Origin of the sequence: Neobacillus thermocopriae (genome assembly GCF_010975035.1) — a bacterium.
In the GTDB taxonomy this organism is placed as follows: domain Bacteria; phylum Bacillota; class Bacilli; order Bacillales; family Cytobacillaceae; genus Neobacillus; species Neobacillus thermocopriae.
Genome location: NZ_JAAIUV010000005.1, coordinates 138,678 through 149,652 on the forward strand (window position 1 = coordinate 138,678; position 10,975 = coordinate 149,652).

Below are 10,975 nucleotides of genomic sequence, written 5' to 3' on the forward strand. Positions count from 1 at the left end.
TTGTATTTTAACATGTGTCTTTACATATGTCATTATAAGAAAAGCGAAAGCCCCCAGGTCAGCGGCGTAGGGCTTCCTCCCAATAGCTATCGCTTTCGGTCGTGCGATGATGATATGTCGTTGCCTTCCTTGTGGTGGACACCAACTAAGATAGAGGAAACATGATAAGCCAAAGGCAGTTTTGATGTTGACTTTTCGTAGGACGGAAATTGAAAGACATTAGGGATTGTGGAAGGTAGAGAGAGGAGCGATGGCGTTACAACACTAGGATAATGACACTAAATCAATCTTTTAATCTAAAAAAAGAGAAAATGCGTAGTGCATTTTCTCTTCATCTATTTTGCTTCTTTGTTTTTTCATATTTTAACTTTTATCAACAGCTATTTGAACTTGACTAGAGTACATTTGATAGTATTTTCCTTTTTTCTCCATCAATTGCTTATGAGATCCTGCCTCAATAATTTCCCCGTTATCAATTACTATAATTAGATCAGCATGTCGAATGGTATTCAACCTGTGAGCAATAATAAAACTCGTTCGATCTTTCATTAAAGACGAGAATGCCTTTTGAATATGAAGTTCTGTTCTTGTATCTATGTTGCTTGTTGCTTCATCTAAAATTAACAGTGACGGCTTAGCTAAAATCACTCTGGCAATGGCCAGCAGCTGACGTTCACCTTGACTCAAATTCCCTCCATTTTCAGAAAGAACTGTGTCATACTTTCGTGGTAACCGTCTGATAAAAGCATCTGCTCCTGCCAACTGTGCCGCCCTCACCACCTCATCATCCGTCGCATCAGACTTACCATACCTAATGTTTTCCTTGATCGTCCCTGAGAACAAATACGTATCTTGTAGTACAAAACCAAAGCTACGCCTTAAACTATCCCTCGTATACTCACGAATATTTCGTCCATCTAAGAGGATTTTTCCATCAGTTACATCATAAAATCGGGTCAAGAGGTTAACGATCGTTGTTTTTCCTGCACCTGTAGGACCGACTAAGGCAATGCTGCTACCAACCTTGGCTTCAAAGTTAATATTTTTTAAAATAGGAACATCAGGACGGTAACCAAAGCTGACATTTTCGAACACCACGTGTCCCTTAGGGTTTGTTAACGGCACAGCATGTGGTGAATCAGCCGTCTCCTCCTGTTCATCCATAATTTCAAACACACGCTCTGCACCGGCTACACCAGACTGGAGTATATTAAAAATATTAGCCAGGTCATTTAATGGCCGGACAAATTGTCTAGAATAGGTGATAAAACTCGCAATAGCTCCAACAGTTACATGACCTTTTATAGCCAAGGTACCTCCAACGATCGCGACAACCGCAAACCCAAAATTATTAATGACATTCATGATTGGCATTAAAAAACCAGACCAAATCTGCGCCTTAAAGCTAACCTGACGAAGACTATTATTCACTTCATTAAATTCCTGGATAACTTTTTCTTCATGATTAAAGGCTTTTACTACCTCAATACCAGAAATCGTCTCTTCAATATGTCCGTTTAATTTTCCAAGTTGTACTTGCTGATTTTTAAATAATATTTTTGTGCGTTTGGCAATTGTCCTTGTTAGTAAAAACACTAATGGAACTGTAATTAGACTTGCTAGTGTCAATAGGGGACTGAGAATCAACATCATGACAAGAGAGCCACCGATGACGATGACCCCAGACATTAATTGAGTAGTGGATTGAGAAATCGTACTACTAATATTATCCACATCATTGGAAAGCCGGCTCATCAATTCCCCATGTGTACGTGAATCAAAAAAAGAAATCGGTAGCTTCTGCAGTTTTTTAAATAGGGCTTCCCGCAAGTTTTTTACAATTCGCTGAGCAACACCTGCCATTAACCAACCTTGGAAAAAGTTGAGGGAGGCATTAGCAATATAAGCACTTGTTAAGATAATCAGCATGATTTCAAGGAAGTCAAAATCAACACTTTCATTGTTTGCCGTCATCGCATCAATCGCTTTTCCCATAAGATACGGGTTCATCAGCATCAAAATAGAATCTACTAAGATAAATAAAAAAATAAGCGTGAGAATTTTCTTCTCTTTGCCAATATAACCCCAGAGTCGCTTCAATGTTCCTTGAAAGTTTTTTGGTTTGATCACTTGCCCTCGGAAGTGGGCACCTCCGCCCGGTCTTATAGATAGTGGTCCTGAAGGGTTATTCTTCCCATGCATTCGTTTCTCGTTTGCCATTTACACCACCTCCGTGCCCATTTGCGAGCGGTAAATTTCTTGGTAAACAACACAATTCTTCATTAATTCCTGGTGGGTTCCTATTCCCACCACTTCACCTTGGTCAAGGACAATGATTTTATGTGCATCCATAATAGAAGAAATCTTTTGGGCAACCAAGATGGTGGTTAAATCTTTGGTATATTTTTTTAAAGCTGCCTTCATTTTTGCTTCTGTTGCTGCATCAAGTGCACTTGTACTATCATCCAATATCAAAATTTCTGGTTTTTTAACCAATGCTCTGGAGATAGAAAGCCTCTGCTTTTGACCACCGGAAAAATTAACCCCACCTTGGCCAATTCTAGTTTCATATCCTTCCGGAGATGCGGCAATAAAATCGTGTGCACAGGCGATTTGGGCCGCGGTTTCAATTTCTTCCTGAGTAGCATCTTCTTTTCCCCAACGAATATTTTCAGCTATCGTCCCTGTAAACAATACATTTCGTTGTGGAACAAAAGCGATTTTCTTCCTTAGTTCCTTTGGATCCATCTCATGAATCTTTTCCCCATTAACTCTAATGGCCCCGCTCGTGACATCATAAAATCGAGGAATTAAACTAACCAATGTGCTTTTCCCAGAACCGGTCGAGCCAATGATGCCAACGGTTTCACCCGGAAGAATGGTCAAATTAATATTTTTTAAGACAGGTTCACTATTTTCAGGGGCATAGGAAAACGATACATTTTCAAAGTCAATTCTTCCTTTTTCGGCCTGTGACAGGACTTGATTTTGCCACGTCAAATCATTCTCCTCAGTAAACACTTCACCAATTCTGGCAGCTGAAGCTTTTGCTCTGACAAACATAGAGAATACCATGGAAATCATCATCAAAGAAAATAAGATTTGTGTCATATAGTTAATAAAAGCTATGATATGACCTACTTGTATTTCTCCTTTATTCACCCCTAAGCCGCCTAGCCATAAAACAACGACGATTCCAAGATTGACGGTCAACATAATTGCAGGGCTAAAAACAGACATAAGACGGTTTGCAGCAATAGATTGTTTTTTAAAATGTTCATTTTCGTTAGCAAATTTAACTTCTTCAAACTCAAATCGGTTAAAGGCCTTTACTACACGCACCCCAGACAAATACTCTCGCAACACGCTGTTGACTCGATCCAAGGCATTCTGAACCTTAGAAAAAAGAGGGAATCCTAGTTTCATATTAAAGAAGATTAGTAGGGCAACGATCGGGACAACAACGGCAAGGACAATAGAAAGGTGGAGATTTAAACGTGTTGCCATAATCAAACCGCCGATGGCTAAAAGCGGAGCCTTCACAAAAATCCTCATTAAGCCATTAACAAAGATTTGCACCTGAGTTACATCGTTTGTTAACCTCGTTATTAAAGAAGCACGGTCAAATTTATTAATATTTTTAAAGCTAAGAGTTTGAATTTTTTTGAAAAGATCATACCTTAGCTCGGCACCAAAATTTTGTGAGACAATACTAGCTAATATACTTCGAGTAGAAGCAGCAAGAGCACCAAAGGCGGTAATCAAAAGCATTAATCCGCCCATTTTCATGACATATCCTATATCTCTTTTTGCAACGCCTTCGTCAATAATATTCGCCATTACCGTTGGTTGCAATAAATCGCATATTGTTTCTATCGTAAGAAACAAAACGGCAATGCTAAATGCCTTACCATACTTTTTTGTGTACGTTGATAAAAATTTCATTTGCTTCCACTCCAGACCGCCATTCATTTTATAATGCTATTATAATTTCGATTTCCTAAACAAAACAATGAATTAGTTTTGAGTGGTAGATATCTCAAGGATGAACAATACTCTTGGTACGCAGACTATTATTGCAGATGGGGCGTGTTACTTGAGGGTAGGATCGTTTTACTTTATGACAGCATACAATAAAAACCGGTCCTCTCTAGGGACCGGTTTACAATTATTTTTCCTCTAGCGGACGAAACTCATGGACCCAAACCCGCATTTGCGGTAGCCATGGCATTCCAGGATGTAAGGATAGAATCGATTGTTTATATTCTTCTAATGATTCGTAGCCTTCACTGCGGGCATCTTCATCAGTCAATTCACCCAAGCTTTGAGAGTAAACCTTTTCAACCACAAATTTACGACCTTCAAGTGTCATGATTTCACCAGGGTCAGCATACCTTCCATTGCGGCGTGTTGCTGTTTTTTTACCAGCTAATACCTTTTTTATATCCTCTTCCAACGTTATCAAACGATCAATCGTACATGTTTTTGGGGGTAAAGAGTGATTTTCATGTGTCATTAAGTTTTCCTCCTTCCAATATCAGTTATTTATATTATCATTAATAATCATAAAATAAAAATAACCTGAATTAGACCGTACATTATTACCGGATAATAGTTTTTCAAACACTCCTAACATACAGTAAACCCTTTCACCAATTTTATAAGAAAAGCTTTAACTTCCCTAAAAAGTGTAACCGCTCTCCTAAAGTGATATGATATTTATGTAATTATTAACAATAAGGGGAGTAGTGAATAATGAAAAACGAACTGATTGAACGATTTACTTCCTATGTCAAGATTGACACGCAGTCGGATGAAAGTAGTGATACTTGTCCTTCTACAGAAGGTCAGTGGGAACTTTTACGCCTGTTAGTCGAAGAGCTAAAAGAAATTGGCATGGAAGAGGTAACCATTGATGAGAATGGTTATGTCATGGCAACCTTACCTTCTAACACCGATAAAGAGGTACCAACGATTGGATTCTTGGCCCATGTTGACACAGCCACCGATTTTACTGGCAAAAATGTCAACCCACAAATTATCGAAAACTATGATGGCGGCGATATTACTTTAAACGAAGCGCTTAATGTGGTTATGTCTACGAAGGACTTTCCTAATCTTTCTAATTATAAAGGCCATACATTAATCACCACTGACGGCACTACGCTTCTTGGGGCAGATAATAAAGCAGGCATAACTGAAATTATGACCGCTATGGCATATCTCATCCAACATCCAGAAATTAAACATGGTAAGGTGCGCGTTGCATTTACACCTGATGAAGAAATTGGCAGAGGCCCCCATAAGTTTGACGTTGCGGCGTTTAATGCCAAATACGCCTACACAGTTGACGGTGGTCCACTTGGAGAGTTGGAATATGAAAGCTTTAATGCAGCAGCGGCAAAAATCACAATCAAAGGGAACAATATTCACCCTGGATCAGCAAAAGATAAAATGGTCAACTCCATGAAAATTGCTATGGAATTACATAACCAACTCCCTGCACAAGAGGCTCCTGAACACACCGAAGGATATGAGGGCTTTTATCATCTGATTTCTTTTAACGGTGAGGTCGAACAAACACAGCTTTATTACATTATTCGCGACCATGACCGAGAAAAATTTAATCAGCGAAAAGCAACGATAGAATCCATCGTCCAATCCTTAAATAAAAAATATGGAAATGAAACGATCCAACTCGAACTAAAAGACCAATATTACAATATGCGTGAAAAAATTGAGCCAGTTTTTGAGATTGTTGAAATTGCCCAACAGGCGATGGAGAGCTTGGGTATCAAGCCGGTTATTAAACCGATTCGAGGAGGTACTGACGGTTCGCAGTTGTCCTTTATGGGTCTTCCGACACCAAACATCTTTACAGGCGGAGAAAATTTCCACGGTAAATACGAGTTTATTTCCGTTGATAATATGATCAAAGCTACCAAAACGATTATTGAGATTATAAAACTTTTTGAGCAAAAAGCCTAAACATATTAAAAAAAGAGCTCGACCAAGCAAAGTGTTCGACTCACAATACATTTGATTCAATTAAGAATCAAGAAAAATCAGACTCTATTAGGCTAATAAAGGTCCTTGGCACACTTCTTTGATACCATCTTATTAGAAGGTATATCAATCTGTACCTAGGACCTTTTTTATCTTCAGCCTATAAGACCGAACCAATCAAAAAAATTATTCAGACAAAAAATAGCGGGGAATATGGGGGGTTCCTAATCTTCTTATACTTTCTCTTTAGAAAAGGGGAGCGGAAAGATTTCGGACAACCTTTTCACCTGTCCATCATTCCCCTTATAAACAATATGGTCACGAGTAAATTTCCGAGGAGAATCAAGACCGCAAGCAGCAGCTAAAGCAAATAGCCCTTGACGGACGGTGACAATATAATTCATGACACGCCATTTCTTTTCATCCGGAACAAGCGCTTCCTGCTGCTTCGGATCTGTTGTTGTCACCCCAGCTGGACATTTACCGGTATGGCACTGCATGGCCATAATACAACCATTGGCAATCATAAAGCCCCGTGCGGAATTAACCGCATCCGCGCCTATCGCCAAGGCTATCGCAATTTTATCAGCTGAAATCAACTTGCCAGATGCAAATATTTTTATACGATCCCTAACATCATATTGGTGGACTTTATCTACAACCGCAACAAGAGCAGAATACAAGGGCAAACCCATCGTATCAGCCATTGCCTTATACGTGGCTCCTGATCCGCCTTCACTCCCATCCACCGTAATGAAATCAGGATAAATTTCCAACTGTTTCATTGTTTCAAAAAGCACATCTAAATTTAATGAGTGACCAACAACTATTTTGATTCCAACTGGTTTGCCACTTACCTCCTGCAATTGCTTAATAAATGTTAAGGCTTCTTTTGAATTGCGCAAAAATGAAAATCGGTTTGGAGAGATAATCGTTTCTCCCTCTTTTACTTTGCGAATCTTTGCCACCTTTGCTGTTACTTTTTCCCCTTCAAGATGTCCCCCTTGAAATTTGGCCCCTTGGCCAAATTTCAGCTCAAATGCTTTGATTAATGGGTGCTCCGCAGCTTTTTTAAATTCATTGATTGAAAAATTCCCATTTTGATCACGAAAACCAAATAAACCAGGGCCGATTTGAGCTATGACATCAGCTCCTCCTGCCAAATGTTCCGGCGCAATTCCACCTTCACCCGTATTAATCCAAGAACCTCCAGCCATTTGGCATCCATATCCAGTAGAAAGAATATAATTTTCACCAACGGAGCCGTAAGAGGTCGCCGATACGCCAAATGGTCCGTAAAGTTTCCATGAATTTTGGCGTTCCGGGCCAACAACAATCGCATCATCTTCCGAATAAAGCCAGCGCGATGTTTTGTCTTTCACAAGATGTTCACGGCGGAAAAATAACCCTTCATGATCTATTTTATATTTCATCCCTTGAACTTCTTCCTGATGGCCAACCTGAAGTTCCTCTTTTAGCCGTGGAAACAAATCATTTGCGATATAATAACCAGGACCGTCAAAATCCCGTTTGGAACCAAAACTAATGAGATCACTTCGATATTTTGCTGAAAAGACAATCCCTAAATAGTCCGAACGTGAAAAGGGCCGGGATCCGTTATCATCGTCAAACCAGTACTGCCGGAGCTTTGGGCCCAAATTCTCTAGTGCATAACGAATCCATCCGAAATACGGGTAGGAGCGAATAATGGAATGCTGAGGTTTTTTTGCCAAATTACGCAGCCAAAGAATAAGGTAAAGCGGTCCTCCAATAAAAACAATCAAAAGAATAGCAAGAATGATCCATAACATCAAAAGCCCTCCTGCTCTCTTATTTGGCCTTATAAAAGGATCTACCTTACCTTAAAACATATGTATGTGCTTCATGTTTCATATCAAAAACAAGGTAGTTTTTCAATCGGTATTAATTCTGAAAGCGATCAAGCATGCCGAAAAATTCACTCAAAAACTCATAAAATAACATCTCGGTCGGTAGTAGTTTACGATCAGTCGGGATAATGACCCCAACAGTACGTGTTACATTTGGTTCAATTAGTGGAATTTTTACCGTTGAACGAGGAACACTATCCATTAATGTAATTTCTGGTATCAGGGTAACACCTAGTCCTGCTGAAACTAACCCTTTTATTGCATCAATATCCTGTCCTTCAAAAGCCACATTTGGCTTAAAGCCTTGCTGGGAACAGGCCTTAACAATAATTTCCCGTAAAATAAAGTCTTGAGGGAACAAAATAAATGGATCATCCCTAAGTTGGCTTAATTTCAAAAAAGGGCTATTGGCCAAGCGATGGTTATAAGGCAGTAAGGCCACAATTTTTTCTGTAAAAAGCGTTCTCCCCTTTATTTTCTTTTCTTTTTTCGGCACAGGTCCAATTAGAGCAAGATTGAATTCTCCCTTCACAACACCATCTATAAGATAGGAATAGGAACCCTGATTTAATTGGAATTTCACTTCCGGATAGTGTTCGCGAAAGGCGGAGATGGCAGCAGGCAATGTGTGAGCAGCAAGACTGCTAGGAAAACCAATGCGGACAACCCCTTTTTCAGGATCTAAGTATTCCTCAATCTCCCGCTTTGCATTTTCAATTAGCTTTACCGCCTGCAACATATGTTGTAGAAACCTCTCCCCAATAGGAGTCAACTTAACATTCCTTCCTTCACGGAAAAACAGGCTTACCCCCAATTCTTCCTCTAGATTAACAATCTGCCGGCTAACCGCTGATTGTGCTACATGCAATTCATGAGCTGCCTCTGTCACGTGCTCTCTTTTAGCAACTTCGATAAAATATTTAATCTGTCTCAATTCCATAACAATCAATACCCTACCCTATTTTTCTATTAATCTAATTTTAGCATTAATCTCATCTATTATTCGTATTGCTTAGATTATTTTTTCATTATAAAATTAATAAATCGTAATAAAAAGAATATTCAGTTAATATTTACTTATTTTTACATAAGGGGTGAAATTCATGCCAATCATTGAGCACTTGGAACAATCCGAAACAAAAACAGCTAGAGAATATGTAAATGAAGTGTTTGAAACGGTTCAAAACCGCAACCCAGATGAATACGAATTCCACCAAGCGGTTAAAGAAATTTTTGATTCTCTCGTTCCGGTCATTGAAAAACATCCAATCTATAGAAAACAAGGAATTCTAGAAAGAATTGTAGAACCGGAGAGATTAATAACGTTTCGTGTTCCATGGGTTGATGATAACGGAAAAGTTCAAGTAAACCGAGGCTTCCGAGTTCAATACAACAGCGCCATTGGACCTTACAAAGGCGGCCTTCGCTTCCATCCATCTGTCAATGCCAGCATTATTAAATTCCTTGGATTTGAGCAAATCTTTAAAAATTCCTTAACAGGCCTGCCAATTGGTGGAGGAAAAGGCGGATCTGATTTTGACCCTAAAGGGAAATCCGACGGAGAAATTATGCGCTTCTGTCAAAGCTTTATGAGTGAACTTTACCACCATATTGGACCTGATACTGATGTTCCGGCAGGAGATATTGGGGTAGGAGCCCGTGAAATTAGTTATATGTTCGGGATGTATAAAAAACTGCGCGGTCATTTTGAAGCTGGTGTATTAACCGGCAAAGGGGTTAATTACGGTGGAAGCTTAGCACGTAAAGAGGCTACTGGATATGGAACAGTTTATTTTGTTCAAGAAATGCTAAAGGATCAAGGACTTCATATCACAGGAAGAACAGTAATTGTTTCCGGATCAGGTAATGTTTCCATTTATGCAATAGAAAAAGCCCAACAACTTGGAGCTAAAGTTGTTGCCTGCAGTGATTCCAATGGATATGTATATGATGAACTTGGTATTAACCTTGAAACCGTCAAACAAATTAAAGAGGTTGAACGAAAACGGATTAGCGAATACGTAAAGTACCATCCACATGCCCAATATTTCGAAGGATGCTCTGGTATTTGGTCAATACCATGTGATATTGCGCTTCCATGTGCAACGCAAAATGAGATTAATGAAACGGCTGCAAAAATGTTAGTTGCAAATGGTGTTAAGGCTGTAGCAGAAGGAGCAAATATGCCATCTTCACATGAAGCCATTAATGTATTTTTAAGTAATGGTGTACTATTTGGCCCTGGTAAAGCGGCTAATGCCGGAGGAGTAGCCGTATCTGCCTTGGAAATGGCACAGAACAGCCAGAGATTATCTTGGAGTTTTGAAGAAGTAGATGCAAAGCTTCATCAAATCATGGTGAACATTTACCAAAACTGTGTTAAAGCTGCTGATGAATATGGTTTCCCAGGCAATTTAGTCGTTGGGGCTAATATCGCCGGCTTCACAAAAGTGGCTGATGCCATGATTGCTCAGGGAGTTATTTAATAAGATACAATCCCCTTTTTCAAGGGGATTTCAGACTGTCGACAAAATCCTTTTTTAAAGGATTTTGTCGACATTTTTTGTATAATTATGTCATAGAATATCGAGGTGATATTGAAATGCTTACTAAAAATACACAAGTAAATCGAGATCAATTAGAAATGATTACTTTAGACCAGCTGGTTCCTGAAAATCACTTGGTTCGTAAGATAGAAGCTGCTATTGATTTTTCATTTATATATAAATTAGTTGAGAATATGTATTCATCTGAACGTGGTCGTCCAAGTATTGACCCTGTTGTATTAATTAAGATGGCTTTTATTCAATATACCTTCGGTATTCGCTCTATGCGCAAAACTATTGAAGAAATTGAAACAAACCTTGCTTATCGTTGGTTCTTAGGTTTTGGGTTTCATGATAAAGTCCCCCACTTCTCAACCTTCGGAAAAAACTATGAAAGACGTTTCAAGGATACAGATCTATTTCAAAAAATCTTCTACCGCATTCTAAAAGAAGCTTCTGATAAAAAGTTGATTAGTGCTGAACATGTATTTATTGATTCTACGCATGTTAAAGCAAGTGCAAATAAACGTAAAT

8 protein-coding genes are annotated in these 10,975 nt (G+C 39.0%); 3 read left to right on the forward strand and 5 right to left on the reverse strand.

Going from position 1 to position 10,975, the window contains the following annotated elements; genetic code table 11:
- Positions 1-363: 363 nt before the first annotated feature.
- The 3 genes from G4Z05_RS05360 to G4Z05_RS05370 all read right to left on the reverse strand — a co-directional run bounded on the left by G4Z05_RS05360 (position 364) and on the right by G4Z05_RS05370 (position 4,516).
- Positions 364-2,220 (reverse strand): ABC transporter ATP-binding protein, encoded by a 1,857-nt coding sequence (locus tag G4Z05_RS05360; protein WP_240465314.1) that lies wholly within the window; start codon positions 2,218-2,220, stop codon positions 364-366.
- Complete coding sequence (locus tag G4Z05_RS05365) at positions 2,221-3,945, reverse strand: ABC transporter ATP-binding protein (RefSeq protein ID WP_163250804.1); 1,725 nt, start codon at positions 3,943-3,945, stop codon at positions 2,221-2,223.
- A gap of 223 nt (positions 3,946-4,168) precedes the next feature.
- Complete coding sequence (locus tag G4Z05_RS05370) at positions 4,169-4,516, reverse strand: ASCH domain-containing protein (protein WP_163250805.1); 348 nt, start codon at positions 4,514-4,516, stop codon at positions 4,169-4,171.
- 239 nt (positions 4,517-4,755) lie between these two features.
- Between G4Z05_RS05370 and pepT the strand changes: the two genes are divergently transcribed.
- A complete protein-coding gene (pepT, locus tag G4Z05_RS05375; RefSeq protein ID WP_163250806.1) occupies positions 4,756-5,988 on the forward strand; it encodes a peptidase T in 1,233 nt (410 codons plus the stop codon).
- A 251-nt stretch (positions 5,989-6,239) separates the two neighbouring features.
- Here the strand turns inward: pepT and G4Z05_RS05380 are convergent, their stop codons facing one another.
- Together G4Z05_RS05380 and gltC are read right to left on the reverse strand one after the other, a co-directional pair.
- Positions 6,240-7,817, reverse strand: a complete 1,578-nt coding sequence (locus G4Z05_RS05380) for an FMN-binding glutamate synthase family protein (protein WP_163250807.1) — start codon at positions 7,815-7,817, stop codon at positions 6,240-6,242.
- Positions 7,818-7,929: 112 nt separating this feature from the next.
- Positions 7,930-8,835 carry a glutamate biosynthesis transcriptional regulator GltC gene (gene gltC / locus G4Z05_RS05385; protein WP_163250808.1) on the reverse strand — a complete coding sequence of 302 codons (906 nt, stop codon included), beginning with the start codon at positions 8,833-8,835 and terminating at the stop codon, positions 7,930-7,932.
- Between the two features lie 163 nt (positions 8,836-8,998).
- Between gltC and gdhA the strand changes: the two genes are divergently transcribed.
- Both gdhA and G4Z05_RS05395 read left to right on the forward strand, forming a co-directional pair.
- The gene (gene gdhA / locus G4Z05_RS05390; RefSeq protein WP_163250809.1) at positions 8,999-10,381 is read left to right on the forward strand and encodes an NADP-specific glutamate dehydrogenase; all 1,383 of its coding nucleotides are present in this window, start codon (positions 8,999-9,001) and stop codon (positions 10,379-10,381) included.
- A 116-nt stretch (positions 10,382-10,497) separates the two neighbouring features.
- The coding region (locus G4Z05_RS05395; RefSeq protein WP_205597402.1) for a transposase at positions 10,498-10,975 on the forward strand (478 nt) is incomplete at its 3' end.